We start from the raw sequence: 21,240 nt of genomic DNA, 5'->3' as shown, positions 1-21,240 counted from the left end.
GTCATGGCAATCAAATTGATATCATTATCAATTTGATTGCCATGACCAAAGGTTATCATCTGATGATACTAATTCATTAGACGGGAAGTTATTTTAATAGGATAACTGTCAGTGAGGTTAACATTATTTAATCTCAATGTTCATCTGAACTATCGGCAGCTATATTATTTATATGACTCACGGTTGTTATATAAGGCACCTGTTATTTGGAGATTTCAATTATGACCACAAACTCGAAAGCTAGGGTTAAACGTTATTTTACACCACCATTTATTCTTGCGACTGAAATTACTACTGATGTCATATTTACCATTAAAGGAATTGCGGCTTCTGGTTCTGGAGTTGTTGTTAAGGAAGATAAAGATAATGGTATTGTTCTGGAAGTTAAGTCATGGCCGAAGCTTAAAGACACACCAGATCTAGGTCAAAGAGGTGCTATAGAAATTTATGTAACAATGGATACTGATCTTGACCCAAACTTCAAAAAACCTGATGAGCTCCCAAATTGGATTGCGACTAAAGGAGTGGATGCCGCTTGGACCCAAACAGAGAAAGATAATGGTTTTACTATCAATATAGATAAAAAATTCATAACTCCAGGCGCTCACTATGTCACGATTTTTGTATCGCCCCGTAGTGGTAATATGAGTAAAACGCTTCCGCTTCCCTTTACGATATTAACGAGAGCTGGGGGCGGGATCCCGGTTAATAGTTTGCAATTTGATGATAAATATTCTATCGACGGTATAACAAAATCAAATTTAATAAATGTAGATCTTAAAAAAGCACTGCCTGCATTAATCGCGCCCTATTTTGAAATGAGGGGAAATGATATAATAACTCTCTATATAGGCACCAGTGAAGCTAATCTCGCTGCTATTACCACTACCACAACAGTTCTCCCTACTCAGGTTGGCCAGACCATGGCAGTCGATTTTGATGAAGCAGTATTGGGTGGGACGGATGATGGTGCGGCCGATGGGCCTCGTGTTTTCAGTTATACCATAACTAACGAAGCGGGTTATGTTAGTGATAAGGCGATACCGGTCACACTTCAGCTTGCCTTTGGTGCACGACCTACTGGATTAAAAGCGCCGAGACTGCCTGAAGTGGCAGATAATTTTATTACAGATAATTTTACCCGCGCCCTCAAGATTGATGTTCCTAAGTATGATGATGTACAAGTTGGTGATGTTGTTACGCTCCATTTTAAACACGCGACTGTTGGGGATAAAGCAATAGGAACATCACATACGATACAGGTAGAGGATATTGGTTTGGATCCAATATTCAGCTTCCATGTATATCATGATGACATTAAATTATATGATAAATTATCCTTTATTATTTATTACGTCGTGGGTAGAGGAGCCAGTAGTATCATAAAAACACCGTCGCCAGAAGAATTGGTGGCAACGATGGATTTGGATATTCCCGCTGGCCCTCGTCCTGATCAAACATCACCTGAAAATACAAATTTGCAGCCTTTAACTATTACCAGCGCTAGTGGTGAGACTGATACAATCACAGGGACGGCGGTTAGTAAAAATGCAAACATAACCATTCCTTTTGAGGTAGTGGGGGGGGGGGCTGGCGTCAGTTATTTGACGGTTGGTGATGTTATTACTGTTGTATGGGGGACGAAAACGTTAGCCCCCCCTTTAATAGTCGCTACAGTACCCGCGGCAAATCTATCGATGACATTGCTTGCTGCTGACATTCCTGCCTCTGGTGGGGGGATTATTCCTGCACATTATACTGTTGCGCGTAAGCTAAGTGACAATGTTCATACTGGAACTTCTATTTCACCCAAAAAAGATATTTTAGTCAACACGACCAATACTAACCCTGGTGGTAAGGATGGGTTACTAAAACCGTATTGGTTATCCAGGAATTATGATGAAACAATTAATTTTGAAACTATGGATGATTATCATGGGTGTAATTTTACTGTGGCTAAATATGACAATATTAGCATAGGGGACTTGATTACATTGAAATTAACAGGAACAGAAGGATTTTTCCCGGTCAATGGTGCACCCGTACCCGCGGCTGACTATACTTCTCCGCCCTATGCAATAACAGCAGCCAATATTGGACAGGACGATCATAATTTTCTTGTGCCGCCAGCCCCATTTTACAGGCTTTGTCAAGGCGTGGTGCACGTCACTTATACGGTTCAGCGAGGTGCCGCAGGCGAAACTTTCACTTCAGCAGAACTCGTAGAAGATAGTGATATGAAGAGTGCTACCGCAAGTGAGTGCACTCTTCCTCCTAATATTTAATCAGTATATTCAAGGCTACCACTCCTGGTAGCCTTGATTCAATTTAGAAAAATTTAGAGGCAGCTTACCAATTGTTCTCCGTCTGCGGCTAGGGTACCTGCTTTTCCAAGGCTCATGTCAAAACCTCGAGATGAGCCGCCCGCCTCTTCTGTTTCTGACCAATAATAAAAACCGGGAGCGGTTGGCCACCCATGACTGATAATCCCCCCTGCATCAAACAATGCCTGAAGTTGCGTATCATCAGGTAGTTGATCTGCACACATTTGCGTGGCAACAGCAATGTCAGGGGTCTTCCATATCTCATTATTCAGTGTATCTTGTGCTCCGCTTGCAGATGTCTCCGCTGCCAATAATGGCCGCTTAAAGGTCACACCCGCTGCCGTTATTGTATTATCCATATGTCCCCAGTACTTGGCTAAAGTACTATCCGGGCTGGTGATCACAGTAAAGATAACGTCGTTAGTTTTACTAAGGGCACCGTTACTGCTGGTTAGGGTTGTTTTCAGTCCCTTACCGGTTGGATCAGTCAGGGCTACCTGTACTTTTCCATCGCCGTCCGTGGTAACGTCATCGGTCAGTGGTTTCCCATTAACCTGTAGCGTGGCTGTTTCAGCCTGACCGCTGCGCGAGGCGGCCGATGTTGCCTCGAGCTTTATTTGAGCACCAGGAACCGGCAGGTTGTTTTTATTGAGTGCGGTGACGGTGAAACTAATTGTCTCGCCAACTTTTACCTTATCAGTGAATGGGGATATATCAAGTGTTGTCACCACCGTTGACCCGGTGACTTTGCCCTGCTCGCCGCCCGTGGTTTTGTTGGTATTGGTGTCTGCCGAGGCCGAATCTACCGTAAGCGTATTGCCGGTAACCGCAAGGCTATTTTTCGCCTGTACCGAAATTTCCATCACTTTACCCACATCAGTCGATTTCAATAGGTATTCCGGTACTTGCCCAGAGGTTGTCACGGCTGAACCGTTAGCGACGTTGGCCGCTGTTGCTCCTTTTTCACCCCATTGATAGGTTGAGGCATCCGTTGCGGCAGGCCCGCCCGCCGGTTGGGTAAAGGTATAGGTTGCCGACAGTTTGCTATCTTCCGCCAATTCACCCAGCAGGATCAGGTTAGACACTGATGGTTTTGTGGATGATGGGTCAGTATAGGTGATGGTGGCTGGTGCTAACTGCGTGCCCTGGATCTCCGGTGTTAACGTCAATACGCCGAAATTGGTGCCTGCAGTTGCTGTCGTTTGATATATCCCAGGGCCGGTTTCAGTCAGGGCACTGAGTGTGGGTTCGCTGCCGGAGCCACCCAGAGTATTTTTCTTCAGGGTGATGTTATTCGCCTGACCCGTCAGTGGGTTGCCTGCCGCGTCTTTTAAGGTCAGAGTCAAAAGGACGGCGCTATTACCATCCGCGGGCTTGGTACTTGCCGCTGGGGTCAAAGTGCCGCTGATAGTAGCAGGGGTGTCTTGCAATTGCACCAGTGTCACGGCGCGGTTAGATGTGTTCCCCTTGACGTCGCTGGCAATAGCACTGATGGTCCAGTTATTGCCACCTGAAGGTTGCGGCGGTAACTGTAAGGCAAACTGGCTAGGGCCTTGAGGAATAATTTTCCCACCGGCGGCAGCCAGTGCGCCCTGATCAAACTGGATGTTTCTCAGGCCATATTTTGAGGTCACACTCACGACAAGCTGTTTGGTCTCAGCGGCACGGCCGCTAACATTGTTGGATACATATAGGTTGATGACATCCTGTTTTTTGTATTCCAGTACAATTTGGTTATTACGTTCGACCAAATCATTGCGGCTACCTTGCAGAGTACGACGCGCATTGACCGCATCAGGGCTTATCTGTTTGGCCCATGGTGTGCCGACCTCATAGTTGAAGCCAAGGTTGAACAGCGTTTCACCGTTACCGGCGCTTCCTTGCTTGCGGTCGACACCGACCGTGACCAGTGGGATCGGGGTATAGTTGATACCCGCAGTGATGGCAGCCGGGTTTTGTTGCCGGTTATCTTTGCCAAACAACCCAACATCATTACCAAAGTACTGTTCATACATCAGTTTCCCCCCCAACTGTGGTAGTGAGGGTAAGTAGGCTTCTGCCCGCAGATCAAATCCGGTTGCCGGACGTTCGCTATAGCTGCTGAAATCTGGGGAGTCACGCCAATCGCTCAAACGCAGGTAGCCGTTTGCCGCCAGTTTCAGGTAGTCACGGGCATATTCGGCACCAGCACCGACGCGGGTATGATCGCGAGTGATATCGCGGTCGAGGAAGAGGTTGTAACCGACCATCCAGTCGTCAATAAAATGGCGGATCCCAATCCCCAGATTAGCGGTGGTGCGTTTGTCGATCCGACGTATGCCAAACTGCGTGAAAGCCATTTGTGATGGCGTATCATAGAAAGGCATCAGCATATCGAATTGACTGCCGTCGAGATCCCCACGGTCATCGATATTCGCCTGTAGGCGAGCGGTGCCGAAATTGTTAAGCCAGCTATTGGCAGCCTGATTGGCATTGCCAACCGCCAATCCACGTAATTGGCGAGCTGCCGCTTTATCACCACTATTTAGCATCTGAGCGCTTGTTGTGGCTGCTTTGGCCAAATTACGTTCAGTGGTTTGCGTATCAGCCAGCGCTGTATTCTCAGGGGCTAATCCGAGATTTGGCCGGGTCTGAGGGATCTCTAGCTCATCACCCGCTTGCAGTTTGGCGAAGGGTTTACTAAAAGTGCGTAACTGATTGATTTTCTTCAGTTGCGCTAAAGTTAAATTATGCTGTTTGGCAACCATATCCACTGTTTCGCCCGGTTTTAGTACATAGGGCATGGTAGGAAGAGCCGCCAGGCGTTCATCTCCTTGCTGGCTGGTGCGAGGTAACATGTTCGCATTAACCGGAGTGAAAGCCAGGGTTAGGGGAAGGGTCAGATGGGCGGCAATAGTGCCCCATGTGATAACCTTTACCTGATATGGTTTAGTTGATGTACTCATATATAGTCCTGATTTAATGGGTTTTTTACATAAAATATGTATAAGGTGTGGCTGTGAAACTTATTGTTTTGTCGTTTCTGTGCTTCCTGTGGTGCTAGCGGTATTGATAAATAAATTGCTTCAAAGGCAGAGCATTGCGATCGAACATATGTTGAGGTCGGCGCAGACCAAGTTTTTGCAAGGCATTACTGCGCTGGGTGTAAATTGTTTTGCAAGAAATCCCTAACTGACGGGCGAGCTTGGCAACGGACATTCCTGCTAATAGGCTCTGAAGCGCGGTTAATTCCCGAGGTGTCAGTTTCGGTAACTCTGTTGTTGGCTTTTGGGTCTGCAATAACCCGGCCCGTAGGGCGGCTTGTAATATGTCCAGAGGGCCTCGGGCAGGTAACATCGTGGTTACCCCAAGGGCATGGTAGATAGCCAGCAACGCGATATTGGGCACATCGGCCATCATAAATATCCGGCAATGTGGGTGGATGCGTAAAAATAGGGTGAGGAAAGCGATACCGCTGAGATCTTGCTCTTCAAAACTATCTGGATGAATAATTAATAAATTTGTGCGGACACGTAAGGCAAAAGGAAGGGAGTGGAAAGCCATGACTGAGGCTACCTCGCACAAAACCTCCGATTTCTCAGGCAGTTGTGACAATAGCGCTCGAAGCCCTGTAGAACGAAAATGATTACTGCCAATCACGACAATACGATGCTGCTTGATCATCTCGCCTTCATTGATGTCTGTGTCTGAGACAACCTTCGATGCATAAGATAAAGTGCTCATCATAGAACTCCTGCCGATATTATTTCGGGCGCAATGCCGGCCCAGAAAGCATCCCGTGGTATGCCAGCAACGACTGATAGTTGCCCATTCATGTCCGCCAAATGCCCGCCAGCATGCTGGCTGCGTAATAAGAATCCCTGGTGTCCGGTGATACAACAAAGCTGCCAAAGTGATCCTGAAACCGGCTTTTTCTCTAATACCACTGCGCGTCCAGCACTATTGACTAAACTGCGCGAACCAGCGGCTAACCACCGTGTCCCTAATGTAGGGTGTTGAACGCTAAGGCGACCGGCATCTCTGGATATGGGTTGCCACTGCAACGGCAGTAAGGGTTTGGTTGTGGGGTAGGGGCTGGTGGTCGCACCCTGGTCCGTGGCGATTAAATAGCGTCCGTTTGCGACCTGTATCAGGCTAAACTGCTGGCCGGTATAGAGCAGATTGAATGTGGGATAGAAGGTCTCTTCTCGCCATAAGGTGCCCTCACCTTGACTTAGGCCGACACTGTCCGCCTGTAGGGTGAGCGCGCCAGAACCATCAGCTTTGATCAGTCGAATAAAACCTTTTTCCGACCAGATGCAATCCCAGTGTGCGCCGGGCACTTCCGGCCCGATGTTCGGTATGATCTGCAGTTGTAGGTCACTGCTGACCAACCAACTGCGACTAAATGTATTCCAGAGCCGCCAGCTTGGGCGTCCACTGGCGGTGGGAATACCGCCGGGAACCCTCACCCAGAAGCTGAATGCCTCCTTAAGTGAGTAGGGGGGCTGTAGGTTACTGTCAGTACTGGGTTGCAGGGTGATGTCTTTAAGATGTTGACAGGCGCTGAGTACCCGTTGCCCGGCATGCAAGCGCACTATCTGCCCCTGTTGCTGTGATGGTCTGACGTGCCAGATGGCGTCTTGTGGCTCAATATCTGGTGCTGGTTCGCCGGGTAATAGGGTTAGTTGCCAGATCTCGACTGGCTGGGATAATGGCAAACGGTGCAACACATCTGGTCGCGCCTGCACAGTCCAGTGACGGTCTGTTGCTGTGATGTCCCATAACTCGGTACCAAAGATGGCGCGGTCATCACTATCTTGCCAGACGTTATCCTGCGCACCGGTGAGCATGTCACGCTCCTCCGGTGTTAATCGCAAGAGGCTATCGCCCATAAGGGACGGCTCAGCTTGTTCTGTTGTGAGCTTATATCGCCAGTTATCACGTATCTGTTGCAGTCTCTCTGGCCAGTGGTGAGGCATTCTTTCCCCTACCCCACTGATACGTAAGCAAAATGGCTGGTCTGGTGCGATCTGTAGCGAAAAACACTCACCTTGGGGGAGTTGATGGCACAACTTGCCACTGGCACGAACCTCAAGTGCGAATGGGCAAGTGTTGTGCAGGGTGACGCTAATGGTGGCGGTAGATGAGATCATTCAGGATCACCTCCCGCTGGACGTGTCAGGAGCCAGTGCCATAGCTCTTGCTGTCCTTCTTTGTTATAGGCGTTGGATGTCCGGCGCTCCGGGGGGCGAAATGTCTGACGGGGTGGGGCAGGTTCAGCAACTGCCAGCACCTGTAAATAGAGGCAAGAGTGGCCACTACCGATGTTGACCAACGACTTTTTACTGGTAATGCAATTTTGGCGTTCGATATAGATATAGGTCATCACATCAGCTGCTCGTCGCACCGTAATATGGAAGGCCGCACTGAGGTCATCGCGCGTAAACGGGGACTTTTTGAGCAATCCCCAATAGGCCACGGCCATATATAACGGGGGTCTACCGAGGTGGGTAAGGCAGGCCGGCAGGTAGTAATCACCGTGATTGCTTTGACGACCTTTTATTTGATTGTTGTTCTGCTTATTCACTGGACACTCCTTTTCTGCTGGCGGTTAGCTGTTGCGATAAAAACCAAATAACCCAGGCGCAGATGCCGTTATTGAGAAGGGCGCATGGTCTTTTGGGGTCAAAATGACTACCCAGCACATTTCTGGTTTTATACTTTTATTTTTTGATTTTTAACGGGTTTTTATTTTGAGATTTTGGTTTTTATTGCGATTTTATTTCGAGATTATGTGAGGGAAGGTAAGATGTGCGCTGTGGGAATCTATGCGGCCTGGCAACGACAATAGCGGCTCAATAAGCTAGCCATCGGGATAATTTTCATATAAGTCAAATCGTTGAATTAATTCTTAACAAAATAATAAAAAAATACGTATCTTACTTGCACAATTATTGAGTTATGTCATAGTTAAGTAGTCATTTTGACCCCAAGTGACTCGTATTTTTTTGAGTTTTATATTAAAAAATCAATTAAAATCAATGCGTTATGTTTTTCTCTTGAATTGTTTTGTTTTCATTAATATAAAAATTATATTTATGAAATAAATGACATCAGTGATTATGCTGACTCAATCTATCCTCCGCTAGTTGCTATTTCTCGTCTCTCCCCCCCGCTGATAACAGCTGTTCACTTAAAGTGTTTGTCGCTATTTATGAAGATAAGAAAACCTAAAAATTTATGGCACCGCAGAAGGGGAGGGCTGTGGAGTTAAGTCCGTTTGGCGTTGATAGTGAGGGGGATTTGGGGCTTGTGGTCGTGGGCAGAAAAAATGGGGCTGTTTTTCCAAACGCCCCATCTGCTACTGGCTGAATTAAGCCGTTATTTATATCGCTATCATCCCTTTAGATAAGCATCATCTTGGCAAAGATAAATAGTCGTGCCTGAAGCAGGAGATATACTGCCACTTGAAAGATCTACGCTTGTGATATCCCAGCCTAGATAGCTTTTGCTGGTTGGGAATCCTGAGCTTCTCAGGACGCTGGTACCTGCGAAGTCCTGTAATGTGACCAAACCCGCTGACCTTGTGCCCTGAGGTAGAACCAGACGAAAGTTTGTACCCCCACCAGATCGTGCATTGCAGCTCGCGTTGCCATCAGTTGTATTGCTAACTGCCGACCATTGCTCATTGTCGGCAGTTATTGAGTTATATCTATTATTTTCAGTATAAAGTTGTGGGCGGTAGAAAATAGCACGACTGTAGGTCACGCTATCTAACATGTGCCCCCAGAAATTAGCCCCTGAGGTATCTGGGCTGGTTGGAACGGTAAAGGTGACCTTTTGCGAACTGGTTGCTCTATCACTGACGATGTTGAGTGTGGTTGCTACTCCCTTGCCATTAGGGTCGGTCAGGGTAACCGTCAGTGGATTAGTGGTGCCAGTGAAACTGCTTTGCCCGTTAATGAGCAATGTGGGGGTCTGTGCCGCACCTTTACGGTTAGTTGCTGAGACACTGGTCAGACTTATTGATGCCCCAACTGCTGTATTCCCGCTCGCATCTTTGGCTGTGACCGTCAGCGTAATAGTCTCTGTTACCTTAGCTGTGGTTCTACTGACACTCGGCACCAGCGTGGCAACAGTTCCACTCCCACTTCCGTTAGTGACGGCACCATTGTTACCACCAGTACTATTATTACCTTCTGCCGCACTGGCATCGGCCGCTAGTGTCAGGGTGTTACCGGTTTTATCCAACCCGTCCCGTGCTTGCACTGACACTTCCATTACCGTCCCCACATCCGCTGTTACCAGAGGGCGGGCGGGTACTTGGCCGGAAGTGGTCACATGTTGACCGGAAGGAACTGCTGCGGCAGTACTGCCTTTGATACCCCATGCATAATTGGAGCTGTCAGTGGTATTGCCGCCTATATTCTCAAAGGTGTAACCGGCTGTCAGTGATTGCCCAACTTCCAGTTTGCCAGCGAGCGTCAACTTACTGATCACTGGGCCGCCATCCGGGTTCGTCACACCACCTTGTCCATTTCCACCGGTCGTCTTGTTACCTTCTTCTGCGCTGGCATCAGTTGCCAGAGTTTGTATATTACCGATCTTATTCTGACTATTTTTAGCCCGTACCGATATTTCCAGTACTTTTCCTGCATCAGCCTTAACGATGGTGTAACCGGTGGGCTTACCAGAGGTTGTCACCGTTTGGCCCTGAGGGGCCTGAGTTGCCGTACTGCCTTTTTGGCCCCAGGCAAAGGTGGATTTGTCCCCGGATCCACCCTGACCTGCTGAGAAGTTGTAGCTCGCTTGCAAAATTTGATTGACATCCAATACGCCAGTGAGTGCCAGATTACTGACCAATGGCGAGAACGGATCTCCCACTCGTCCTTCGCCATCACCCTCCTCGGTGGAATTGCGAGTATCCTCGCTGTCGCTGGCCAGTGTTAATGTGTTGCCAATGATGTTGAGGCCATTTTTCGCCTGTACCGATAGCTCCATCACATGCCCGATATCGGCCGACACCAGTAGGCGAGGTGTCACGTAACCAGTACTACCGATCATGGTTCCGTTGGCAACCCGCTGTGCGGTTTCGCCTTTATAACCCCAGCTAAAGGTGGATTTGTCCACGGTATTGCCACCGTTGGCACTAAAACGGTAATCACCTTTAAGGGACTCTCCTACATCTAAGTCACCTCTTAAGAACAATTTACTGATGACTGGCGCGGGATCGGCGGCGGTAGCGATGACTGGGAATAGTGAACCAAACATCAAAGAGACCAATAACGTGAGTGGGGTAACCAAGAATGAGGGGTAAGGTGCTGATGGTGTCGAAAGTGATTTCATCATGGAGATACCTTTATTATCTTTTAAGAGGGCAATATCAGACCTACGAACAGTTAAAGGTCATCAATGTGAAAGAAGCAGAGTATCGTTGATAACGAGTTAGCAAAGTTCTGCACTCTCAGAGAACGAATGTAGGTTGGTTTGCCTGATTGGGATAATGAAAAAAAGGACTCAATTGATAATTATTGGTATCACAGATAAATAGAGTGTTATTTTTAAACTAAAACGGATTGTTTTTCATCCAGCTGTAATAAACGAAATTAACACCATTATTAATGGTGAGTTTAATTGTTATTAATATTAACCAGAATAAATAAATTAATTACGGATAAGCCGAACGGGAGGTCTTCTCATTACAGCGCTGTGCCTTATAGTTAAAGCCGGCTGACATATGATCAGACTGTTAATAGTTTGAAAGGAGTGAACATGATTAAGCGACTTTTAGCTGAATTAATAGGCTCGTTCTGGTTGGTGCTTGGAGGATGTGGCAGTGCAGTTCTATCGGCAAGCTTCCCTGATCTGGGAATTGGTTTTCTGGGTGTATCACTGGCTTTCGGTCTTACGGTCATTACCATGGTTTATGCTGTAGGGTCTATTTCAGGCGGCCATTTCAATCCGGCGGTAACGTTAGGAGCATGGGCTGCCGGGCGTTTTCCTTTTCGCGATATTTTACCTTATATGATGGTCCAAGTAGTTGGCGCTATTTTGGCAGGCGGTACACTGTACCTTATTGTTACCGGTAAGAGTGGTGGGCTTGATATTGTCAGTAGTGGGTTTGCGACTAACGGCTATGGAGAGCACTCCCCGGGCGGATATAATCTACAATCTGCTCTCTTAACGGAAATAATAATGACAGTGTTCTTTCTGCTAATCATCCTTGGTGCAACTGATAGCCGGTCATTGGTCGGTTTTGCACCACTGGCCATTGGTTTGGCGCTAACACTGATTCACCTGATCACTATCCCTGTCACTAACACCTCGGTCAATCCTGCCCGCAGTACTGGTGTGGCGATTTATCAAGGGAACTGGGCGCTACAACAACTGTGGTTATTTTGGTTAGCACCACTGATTGGGGGTCTGTTGGGTGGTGTCTTATACCGAGTATTGTTGTCTAACACTTCTACTTCATCTTCGAATGAATTAAAGGATGAGTAAATGGATTGCGGCATGATGGGTTAAGGAAGACCCTGGTTTAGGATGTATTATCTTCGTTATTTAAACTTTATAAAATGATTATCGTTGCTTCACGGAAGCTGCGTTGGTTTTTTTTGATTTTAGTTAGGTGATTTTTATTATGCAGTTTAATACAGAAATTATATTTTTCTGGGATAAGGACTATTATTTTTATGTTGTGTGATGTTTGTGACAAGGTACGATCATTAGTATGGTTTTCCGCCGTTTCTTATGCGAACGTTTGGATCGCTATCATTTATAGCCGGCCGATGGCTGTCGTATCTTGCATTCCTTCTATAGTACACACTTGGCTATTGCGCCCTGTTTCTTATTCGTATCCTTGTGGTGTCCTATTATTGGTAAACAGGAGGCACGCAATTGCGTGTGATATCGATAGCTAAAACTACGCAATAACACTCCCCGAGGAAAGTATGGCAACGCATAAACGTAAACATTTAACTCAGGATGAAGTAACAGCATTATTGCAGGCCGCCAAAGCTGGCTCTCATCCAGAACGAGATTATTGTCTTATCACGCTATGTTTTTTACATGGATTTAGGGCCAGCGAACTAAGGCAATTAAGACTATCTGATATTGATTTAACAGGGAAACGGATCTGTATTTATCGACTTAAAAAGGGGTTCTCCACTATCCATCCTTTGTTGGATGAGGAGGTGAGAGCTCTGACAGTATGGCTGGGTATGAGAGGGGATTTTCTTAACTCACATACTGAATGGCTCTTTCTATCCCGCCAGGGAAATCCACTCTCTCGTCAGCGAATCTATCAATTGATAGCTCAATTAGGCGCTATCGCAGGAATAGCGGTACAAGCACATCCTCATATGCTACGACATGCCTGTGGGTTTGCTTTGGCAGATCGTGGGGTTGACACGCGGTTGATACAAGATTATTTGGGGCACCGTAATATTCGACATACGGTATGGTATACGGCCAGTAACGCGCAACGGTTTTATGGTGTCTGGGATGATAAAAAAAACCAGCTTTAGGTGGAGTGTATATAGAAATAAAACATACTCCTAACAAGAGGTTCCAAAGTCGATTGTTATTCATCATGGCGGCAGTATTCAGCATACAGCAACATCAATTCTACATGGAGTTGATCTTTGTTCCATTACTGAATACTACCATTGATATAAGCCGTTTTGAGTACTAATCACCTCTTAACTTAAAATTAGCAAAATATGTTATTCGGCGATGGCGTAGATATGGAGGCCAATAAACAGCTCTGCCTTGTATAAATAAAATACTAAAAACGAGAGACTGGCATTGTCAATAGTCATATAGTGAATAGGGCTATATATATTTGTTGATGCCAGTGTCCATTAGCCTATTGTCTCCTCTCATCTGACATGCCTTTCATTAATCATACCGGGTTAGAACATACCAATCCCTAAACATCACTATCAGTGCTAAGTAAAATAGCCAATAACCCCCCATTCTTTAATGTTTTCTTGTACATAGCTTTAATCACTTGTAACAATTCAACATAGTTCTGAGGATTGATTTCCATTAGCTCCCGTTCCGGTAATTCACACGCTGTGATTTTGCACTATCACTATGCAAAAAATAGGGTCTTAGGGTTTTTTGGAAAAAATAGCCCTATATAACAGTCATAATGAAAGGATAACATAATGGCAGATGAAATATTTCCCCCTTCGATATTATATAAACGGCTTTATGATGAAGCTGCGAGAGAAGGGCTTAATATAACTACTTATAACAGAATTATTGCATTTGCAAATTCTTTGAATAAGGCAGAAGTTGAACATTTTTTATGGTTAGCCGATAGCACCTATCCTGCATATCTAAAATTAAACATGTTGGCTTTATCTGGCAACGCTGATGCGAAAGCAATTTTCGAAGTATTACATCACAAAGTAAGTTATGAGATGTCTGCTTCATTAGGAAATTATAATGTTCTTGGTTATGCGATGGGGGTAGGGGTTAGTCTAACTACTTTCACCGCTATAATTGTGGCAGGAGTAAACTCTGTAGCTACAGGTTGGTTACAAACAACATTGGAAATGACAGACAAAGTCGCAAAGTGGGTTGCGACATTACTCGTTATTATTGCTGTTATTGTGGGTTTTGTTGACAGAAGGGTTAATTATAATGACAGGGTCATTAAACTTATTAAGAAAATAATGAATCTAAGGTTGTCTGGAATTAAATATCTGGAAGATATAAAAGAAAAACACAGTAATAAAAGAGATGCTTTACTTGGACTCCTTAATGGTGAATTCGTACAAAATGCAGAGTCTCGACATTTAATTGTATTAATTAATACAATTTTCGACAATGCAAACTCAGCCGAATGTTACAAGATGCCAATTGAGGAAAATTGGCAGGGGCGCAAGCCTATTTTTTGTTTAAATGCTGTCAATGGAACTGCGGGAGAGTCTTTTTATGTAGAAACAGAAGCTCTGTGGGATCAAGTTATTGCCCGTATAGCTGCAAATCCCGCCCTCGTCATAATGCCTGGTGCTGTTGTGGCGGATCAACCTGGCGGCCTTGACGATATTGTACCGGTACTACGTGACCGCGTAGACTCTCTTGTTCAACGTAGGATAAGACAATTTAATGGTAATCCCTAAACGCCAAACCATGGTGCGTAGATACTCGAAACAATGGATGACAGAGCCACTATTGCTGTCTTTATGCAAAGAAAACTAAATCACACAAACTCGAACGATCGACAGCAGCACTTTCGCTGGGATCACGTTGCCTCCAGCAATACTTCCGCTGGAGCAACGTGGTCCGTATTTAAGTCTATAAATATGGGGCATACAAAAACGTTACCATTACCAAAATGAGTTGAAAATGTTATGAGCAACTGCTTCATGGATGGTAATAGGTGTTTTTTTAGTGGTTAATTTAAATATTAACTATGACCATGTTTAAAGTACGTATTAGATTCTTAAATAATTGGATCACATATCTGCTGTGTTAATTTTAGTGGCGTGCTTAAATCTCACTTGAGAATTGTGTGTGAGGTGTTTTTTTTAGAAAAAAATAACCAATTTTTATTAGTCTGCTTATTATTATCCACAAATAAATGATATGTAATAATATTTAAATATATTTATATCTTTTTGATAATTAAGGTATTAATGAATAAATCCAAATAATCTATCAATAATGGATGTATATTCTATTTTATTTTAAGTTTGTGGTTTATTTAACTGCTAATTTTTAAGATATACAGATTAAATGCTAATAATTATCCTAATTACACAGGTAAGATTCTGTATTTTGATATGTATTGGCGATCGTTTTTATGTTTTTGATAGGCTATAGCTATCAAAATAAATAAAACATAAGCGACAAAACGATTATACAAATTGTCAATTTTTGTATAGCCTAATTAAAGTAAGTTGTTTTTGATTTCTATTACTTGATGTTTTATTCAATCAAGGAGATTTTATTTCTTTGCTTTAAGACTTTTCATGCTTAATTTTTCGCGCTAGCCAGGTTTGTGTTTTTTATTAAAAATAATATGGTTAGCTGCTGGTTTTTTGAGTCAATTGCATCGAAATTTATGTGGGGACTGTCGAGTGACTGACTTAACTCATGAGTCGCGGATAATTGTTGTGAACAGAGTCTGATTATCACTAAGAATTTATCTTAGCTGGCACTGTGGTAGAGAGTTTGGCATTAAAGCATATATGTCGTCTATGGGGAGAATAGTTAATAAAAATAGCCCTGAAAGGATAGGTTATAAAGTCTAAAGGAGATTAGATAACATGGATAAACGTATCGTAATTTATTCCGAATGCCCACATGCGGCATTGGGTTTGGCGAGTTTATGCCAAAATTTGCCAGGCAAATCAGACTGTCAGGTGGTTATGACACTGGATGCTTTACATCAAGCACTGATTCAGCCAATTGTCACTTTATTGCTTTGTGTGGCGAAAGGAACAACAGAAGAGATGGCCGGCTTGCTTGAGATGTCTGTCCCAAAGCATTGCCATCGAGGAAGCGTAACACTGCATGATACACCAGTGCTGAAAAGAATGTTTGATGCTGCCGGGTTTGATATGGTGCTGTCAGCTCGTGAACCACTGGCATCATTGGCGGAGCGTTTACGACTTATGTGGCGTCGCACGCCGCAGCAATATAAGCAGCAATGTAAAAAGGCAAGCATTTACCTGGCGAAAGAACGAGCCGTGTTATGTGAATTGCTACGTGGCAAGAATTTGCACTATATCGCCGATAATTTCGGTCTGTCATATAACTCGGTCAGTCGTTATAAGCAACGAGGGCTTCGGCGCACCGGAATAGACTCTTTAAATGCCATGATATGTGAACTCAATGGCAATAGATAATTTTTATCTTTAGGGTAATATTTTTTAAAAATTAATTTAATCTGGGACGTAAACTCTCCAGAGGGAACTCTTATTTTATAAAATATGTTTTGAATGATGGTGTGGTGAGTGATGGATAGATAAATCACACCATTATTCATTCGTGGTGACGTTATCTTTTTCATGTTGAGTTACATCGACATATCAGATGACGCTTGATATCTATATTTACAAACAAATAAGGAAATATTTTTATGAAAGTATCTAAATTAGCCATTATTGCAGTGCTGGGTGTTATCTCTTATGGCGCAACAGCAGCAGGTAATAACGGAAAAATAACCTTTAATGGTGAGGTGGTAGATTCACCATGTAATTTAGCCCCGGGCCAGGATGGTACGGATGTCAAAGTACCATTTGGTCAGCTTTCATCGTCTCAATTGAATGCCAATGTGGTCACCGCCAAGAAGTTTCAGATCCATCTGGAAAACTGCAACTTAACGGGAAAAACGGCTGAGATTACCTTTGCCAGTACCGATCTGATCAGTGGTAAAAATCTACTGACTACTCATGGCTCGGCTACCGGGTTGGGGATCGCTATTTCTGGCATCACTTTTGGTGCAGCCAAGCCCATTCTTGGTTTGAATCCGACGGGTGACAATATTCTGACTTATACCGCAGAAGCCAAAAAAGCAGATACAAAAACTGATGTCACTGTGGGTGATTTTGAAGCTACAACTAACTTTGTCATCGCCTATAAGTAATTTTCAGCCCCTCTTCCATAGTAGGAGGAGGGGATTGAACTGATGCGGTTAGGTTGTTTTAGGTGATGTTGTACTGTGCCTTTCTGGAAGGTTTTCTTCCAGAACCAGGGAATAATGATGGCGTATTACATCTCAGTGAGATTAATACGCCAAATTAACTTAAAAATAATAACCTCATCTGAAAATGAAATTTATATCCGTACAGATGACTTATGGGTCATTTCTCTGTGTGGAAGGATACGCTCGTGTCAATAGCAGGAATTAATGATACGGAATTCAGATAATTATTCCGGTGATAAATTATGAATCAGCGTGTATTGAACATAAATCGTGTATTGAACATAAGTCGTGTACTGAAGATAAATAGAGTATCCGCCTTAGTCATTATGGCGCTATTTTCTATCAAAGCATTTTCAGTGGAGTTTAATACTGACCTTCTCGATACGGATGATAAGAAGAATATAGACTTCTCCCGATTCTCAAGGGAGGGGTATATTCTGCCCGGCACATACCAGATGCAAGTGAAATTGAATGGTGAAAGGTTAGGAAATGATATTGCTATTCCTTTCTATATTAACCCGGTAGCCGCAGAGACTTCATCTTCTCCGAGTATGCCGGAGGCTTGCCTATCGCCAGAGTTGCTTAGCCATCTGGGTTTGACAGAAAAGTCCATCAAGCGGGTAGGTATTTGGCATCAGGGGCAGTGTATCGATTTCACACCGCTGAAGGGCACCACTTTGAAAGGTGATATCAGCAATGGCACCCTGAATATCAATATGCCTAAGGCGTGGCTGGAATATTCAGATGCGACTTGGTTACCCCCCTCCCGTTGGGATAATGGCATTCCTGGGGTGATGTTGGACTACAACATCAATAGCACGATGATAAAAACTCAGGGTAATGGGCAGCAGCAAAATGCAAGCCTCAGTGGGACGCTGGGTGGGAATTTGGGGGCATGGCGTCTGCGGGGAGACTACCAGGGCAGCTACTTCCGGGCTAGTGGCCGAGAAGCTTCACAGCATAATTTTGATCTGACTCGGGTTTATCTGTACCGCCCACTACCGATGATTGAAGCGCTGCTGACTATGGGTGAAGACTATGTCAATTCTAACCTGTTCGACTCATGGCGTTACTCTGGCGTTAGCCTTGCCAGCGAAGAGCGCATGCTACCACCGCGCTTGCGTGGTTTTGCACCTGAAATCATCGGGGTGGCGAGAACTAACGCCAGAGTTACGGTAACTCAGCAGGGACGTATGGTATACGACAGTATGGTCCCGGCCGGACCATTTCGTATCCAGAATCTGGACAGTGGCATCCGTGGTCAATTGGATGTGAGGGTGCTAGAGCAAAATGGTGAAGTGCAGACCTTTAGCATGACGACGGCATCGGTGCCCTATCTGACTCGACCGGGTCAGGTTCGCTATAAGGTCGCCATCGGGAAGCCCAGAAGCTGGAACCGTCATACAGAAGGGCCGCTCTTTACCATGGGAGAGGCATCGTGGGGGATATCTAATAGTTGGTCGGTGTTCGGTGGTACAACGGTGTCGGATGGTTATCAGGCCTTGGCGATAGGTGCCGGTCGTGATCTCTTTCAGTTTGGTACTGCGGCACTAGATGTCACCCAATCATTTGCCGACTTACCCGTACAAGGGCGGCGGGAAGGTAAATCATGGCATATCAGTTACTCCAAGCATTTTGATGATGCCAATACTGATGTGACCTTTGCCGGATATCGCTTCTCCGAGCATGACTATATGTCCATGCAGCAGTATTTAGATACCCGGTTTCGAACCAATGATAATACCTGGTATCAAGGCAATAATAATACCTGGTATCGAGCCAATGATAATGCCGGTCAGAGAGAGCGTTATCAGGTCAATGTCAGCAAGCAGTTTGATGAGTTGGCTCTGCCGCTATCCCTTAGCCTCAATTATGAACACCAGAACTATTGGGATCGCGGTGGTGCTGACCAGTATGGCGTTAGCCTTAACACCTGGTTTGATCTGCCGTCACTCGGCTTGAAGGGGCTCTCTTTGAACGTGACTGGCAGCCGCAGTCGGTATCTGGAGCGTGATATGGAACGTTATGATGACGCCATTAATTTGACGTTGTCGGTTCCGATAGGAAAAGGTACGGCCAGCTACAGTAGCGATTACAGCGGGAAACGGATCGGGCAGCGCGTGGGGTATTACGCTCCTGTCGGGCAGCTTGACAGCTACAACCTGAGCGCCGGGCGGGATCAGGGCAATGGACAGGCTGCGCGCAGTCAGTTTAGTGGCATGTACACCCACAACAGTCCTTTGGCAAACCTTACCGGTAATGTGGCAATGGCGGAGAACAGCTACAGCTCTTTGGGGATAAGCGCCACAGGAGGAGTGACGGCAACAAGCAAAGGTGCGGCACTGCACTCTGGTGGCTATAACGGCAGTACCCGCTTAATGGTCGATACCGACGGAGTCAGTGGCGTACCGATAGATGATGGCCGGGTGGTGACTAATTCGCGGGGCATTGGGGTATTGACTGATGTTAACAGCTATTACCGCACCACGGCGCGAGTCGATATCAACAATATGGCCGATGACATAGAGGCAACACAAGGGGTAGTGGAAACCGCACTTACCGATGGTGCCATTGGTTATCAGCATTTTGGTGTATTGAAAGGGGAGCGGTTGTTTGCGGTTCTGCGGCTGAAAGATGGGACATACCCGCCATTTGCTGCCAGCGTGCGTGATCTAAAAGGCCGGGAGCTGGGTATCGTCGGCGACAGTGGCCTGGCCTGGCTGAGTGGGGTGACCCCCAATACGGTGCTCGATGTGGCTTGGGATGGGCAGACCCGTTGTGAGGTTACGATCCCGTCGAACCTAGATAGGAAGCAGTTGCTGTTGCCCTGTGGACCCACTACGGCAGCTAAGCATTAATGGGCACACAGCCTTATATAGATAGGATAAGACATCATGAGAAGCATTCATAAGGTATTAAGTCTGGTTTCGATGACAGTGCTGTTTGCGATACACCCAGCGGTACAGGCTGCCGTGGGGTTAGATCGCACTCGAGCCATATTTAATGCAGACAGCAAATCGCTCACTTTAAATATTAGCAATGAAAACAAACAACTACCCTATTTGGCGCAAGTCTGGTTGGAAGGGGAGCACCAACAGAAACTGGTGCAGGGACCTTTAGTAGTAACCCCCCCGGTACAGCGTTTGGAGCCGGGAATGAAAAGCATGATACGGGTGTCGTCAACCCCAGATGCCAATCAGCTTCCTCAGGACAGAGAATCACTGTTCTATTTTAATCTGCGGGAAATTCCACCACGCAGCGATCAGCCCAATGTGCTGCAAATAGCATTACAGACCAAAATCAAATTATTTTATCGTCCGAAAGGGATAGTCACTACTCCCGGCGCTGTCTGGCAAGACCAACTTATCTTGCATGAGGAGGGGAATGGCTATCGGATAGAAAACCCGACACCTTATTACATCACGGTCATTGGCCTGGCGGGCAGCCAGCGACAGTCTGAGGATGAGGCATTTGATGTAGTGATGGTGTCGCCCAAAAGTAGCACTCAGGTGAAAGTCGGGCACTACACAACCCCCTATCTGACCTACATCAACGATTATGGTGGTCGTCCGGTGTTGAAGTTCAGTTGCAGTGGCGGGAACTGTGTTGTGAAAAAGGTTTAGCCAGGCGCTTCCTGTTTCAGGGCTGGCATTGTGTGGAGAGGACGATGAGTAGAGACAATTTATGGTGTGTGTTGGCGCTGCTGGTAGTTATCCCCAATGGGGGATCTGCTGCGGGGGCAGGCGTCGATCTCACGTTTAGCGGCACACTGTTGGACGCACAGTGTAGATTTGAACTGGAGGATGCCCCGCTACTAGTGACGCTACCCTCCCGTTCGGTACAAGATTTTAGTCAAAATGGGCGCACACCGAGCGAGCCATTTGATATAGGGCTGAAAGATTGCACGGCGGCTATGCAGGGGAAACTGGTCACGATGATGTTCAGCGGAGCCAAAACCCAGACTATTGGCGGGATAACGATGTTGACGGCAGAGGGCGGAACCGGTCTGGTTATCGGGCTAGAGGATGGAGCCGGTAGCTTAATCTCGTTGGGTAAACCCGTCACTGCGGGGCAAATAACGGTGACAGGCAGTGGGCAGGTAAACCGATTCCGTTTTGGTGCGTATGCCTTGGCACCGGATAGGGCAGCGGTGAAAGAGGGGCCTTATACCGCGACGGCAACATTTGAGGTCTCCTATCAGTAGAAATAGGCCAGAGAGTTCAGGGGTAAGGATTCAGTAACGGCAAGCTGGCTCTAAATTGAGGAAAC

14 protein-coding genes are annotated in these 21,240 nt (G+C 45.8%); 9 read left to right on the top strand and 5 right to left on the bottom strand.

All coding sequences use genetic code 11. The features are described 5' to 3' along the window. Positions 1-221: 221 nt before the first annotated feature. Entirely contained in the window at positions 222-2,285 is a 2,064-nt protein-coding gene (locus AACW11_RS05380) for a hypothetical protein (RefSeq protein ID WP_212583944.1), read from the top strand. Positions 2,286-2,338: 53 nt separating this feature from the next. On the opposite strand, the gene AACW11_RS05375 is transcribed toward AACW11_RS05380, so the two are convergent. The 5 genes from AACW11_RS05375 to AACW11_RS05355 all read right to left on the bottom strand — a co-directional run bounded on the left by AACW11_RS05375 (position 2,339) and on the right by AACW11_RS05355 (position 10,655). After that, entirely contained in the window at positions 2,339-5,269 is a 2,931-nt protein-coding gene (locus AACW11_RS05375) for an inverse autotransporter beta domain-containing protein (RefSeq protein WP_212583943.1), read from the bottom strand. A 94-nt stretch (positions 5,270-5,363) separates the two neighbouring features. Next, a complete protein-coding gene (locus AACW11_RS05370; RefSeq protein WP_212583942.1) occupies positions 5,364-6,050 on the bottom strand; it encodes a helix-turn-helix transcriptional regulator in 687 nt (228 codons plus the stop codon). Next, a complete protein-coding gene (locus tag AACW11_RS05365) occupies positions 6,047-7,459 on the bottom strand; it encodes a hypothetical protein (RefSeq protein ID WP_212583941.1) in 1,413 nt (470 codons plus the stop codon). Before AACW11_RS05365 ends, AACW11_RS05370 begins: the two co-directional genes overlap by 4 nt. After that, entirely contained in the window at positions 7,456-7,893 is a 438-nt protein-coding gene (locus AACW11_RS05360) for a CaiF/GrlA family transcriptional regulator (RefSeq protein ID WP_212583940.1), read from the bottom strand. Before AACW11_RS05360 ends, AACW11_RS05365 begins: the two co-directional genes overlap by 4 nt. A gap of 809 nt (positions 7,894-8,702) precedes the next feature. Continuing rightward, positions 8,703-10,655, bottom strand: coding sequence for an adhesion domain-containing protein (locus AACW11_RS05355; protein ID WP_212583939.1), 1,953 nt, complete (start codon positions 10,653-10,655; stop codon positions 8,703-8,705). Between the two features lie 423 nt (positions 10,656-11,078). Here AACW11_RS05355 and aqpZ point away from each other — a divergent pair, with 423 nt between their 5' ends. From aqpZ to AACW11_RS05315, 8 genes are all read left to right on the top strand, one after another. Further along, positions 11,079-11,807 (top strand): aquaporin Z, encoded by a 729-nt coding sequence (aqpZ, locus tag AACW11_RS05350; RefSeq protein ID WP_212583938.1) that lies wholly within the window; start codon positions 11,079-11,081, stop codon positions 11,805-11,807. A 449-nt stretch (positions 11,808-12,256) separates the two neighbouring features. Continuing rightward, positions 12,257-12,832 (top strand): tyrosine-type DNA invertase, encoded by a 576-nt coding sequence (locus AACW11_RS05345; RefSeq protein ID WP_212583937.1) that lies wholly within the window; start codon positions 12,257-12,259, stop codon positions 12,830-12,832. 645 nt (positions 12,833-13,477) lie between these two features. Next, on the top strand, positions 13,478-14,440 hold the full coding sequence (locus AACW11_RS05340; protein ID WP_212583936.1) for a hypothetical protein: 963 nt from the start codon (positions 13,478-13,480) through the stop codon (positions 14,438-14,440). A 1,149-nt stretch (positions 14,441-15,589) separates the two neighbouring features. Continuing rightward, on the top strand, positions 15,590-16,171 hold the full coding sequence (locus AACW11_RS05335) for a hypothetical protein (protein WP_212583935.1): 582 nt from the start codon (positions 15,590-15,592) through the stop codon (positions 16,169-16,171). Positions 16,172-16,404: 233 nt separating this feature from the next. Beyond that, a complete protein-coding gene (locus tag AACW11_RS05330) occupies positions 16,405-16,911 on the top strand; it encodes a fimbrial protein (protein ID WP_212583934.1) in 507 nt (168 codons plus the stop codon). Positions 16,912-17,213: 302 nt separating this feature from the next. Continuing rightward, a complete protein-coding gene (locus tag AACW11_RS05325; protein ID WP_212583933.1) occupies positions 17,214-19,829 on the top strand; it encodes a fimbria/pilus outer membrane usher protein in 2,616 nt (871 codons plus the stop codon). A gap of 36 nt (positions 19,830-19,865) precedes the next feature. Further along, positions 19,866-20,594: a fimbrial biogenesis chaperone gene (locus tag AACW11_RS05320; protein WP_212583932.1), complete on the top strand. Its 729-nt coding sequence runs from the start codon at positions 19,866-19,868 to the stop codon at positions 20,592-20,594. Positions 20,595-20,638: 44 nt separating this feature from the next. Next, entirely contained in the window at positions 20,639-21,175 is a 537-nt protein-coding gene (locus AACW11_RS05315) for a fimbrial protein (protein ID WP_249192678.1), read from the top strand. Positions 21,176-21,240: the final 65 nt, after the last annotated feature.

The organism is Yersinia sp. Marseille-Q3913 (assembly GCF_963892745.1).
GTDB classification, from domain to species: domain Bacteria; phylum Pseudomonadota; class Gammaproteobacteria; order Enterobacterales; family Enterobacteriaceae; genus Yersinia; species Yersinia bercovieri.
Note: the sequence above shows the minus strand (reverse complement) of the source record. Positions and strands in the feature narration are given on the sequence as shown.

Coding starts and splice junctions, on each gene's coding strand:
- AACW11_RS05370 (WP_212583942.1), bottom strand. CDS start 6,050: ATGATGAGCACTTTATCTTATGCATCGAAGGTTGTCTCAGACACAGAC.
- AACW11_RS05325 (WP_212583933.1), top strand. CDS start 17,214: ATGAATCAGCGTGTATTGAACATAAATCGTGTATTGAACATAAGTCGT.
- aqpZ (WP_212583938.1), top strand. CDS start 11,079: ATGATTAAGCGACTTTTAGCTGAATTAATAGGCTCGTTCTGGTTGGTG.
- AACW11_RS05315 (WP_249192678.1), top strand. CDS start 20,639: ATGAGTAGAGACAATTTATGGTGTGTGTTGGCGCTGCTGGTAGTTATC.
- AACW11_RS05380 (WP_212583944.1), top strand. CDS start 222: ATGACCACAAACTCGAAAGCTAGGGTTAAACGTTATTTTACACCACCA.
- AACW11_RS05355 (WP_212583939.1), bottom strand. CDS start 10,655: ATGATGAAATCACTTTCGACACCATCAGCACCTTACCCCTCATTCTTG.
- AACW11_RS05330 (WP_212583934.1), top strand. CDS start 16,405: ATGAAAGTATCTAAATTAGCCATTATTGCAGTGCTGGGTGTTATCTCT.
- AACW11_RS05345 (WP_212583937.1), top strand. CDS start 12,257: ATGGCAACGCATAAACGTAAACATTTAACTCAGGATGAAGTAACAGCA.
- AACW11_RS05340 (WP_212583936.1), top strand. CDS start 13,478: ATGGCAGATGAAATATTTCCCCCTTCGATATTATATAAACGGCTTTAT.
- AACW11_RS05335 (WP_212583935.1), top strand. CDS start 15,590: ATGGATAAACGTATCGTAATTTATTCCGAATGCCCACATGCGGCATTG.
- AACW11_RS05375 (WP_212583943.1), bottom strand. CDS start 5,269: ATGAGTACATCAACTAAACCATATCAGGTAAAGGTTATCACATGGGGC.
- AACW11_RS05320 (WP_212583932.1), top strand. CDS start 19,866: ATGAGAAGCATTCATAAGGTATTAAGTCTGGTTTCGATGACAGTGCTG.
- AACW11_RS05365 (WP_212583941.1), bottom strand. CDS start 7,459: ATGATCTCATCTACCGCCACCATTAGCGTCACCCTGCACAACACTTGC.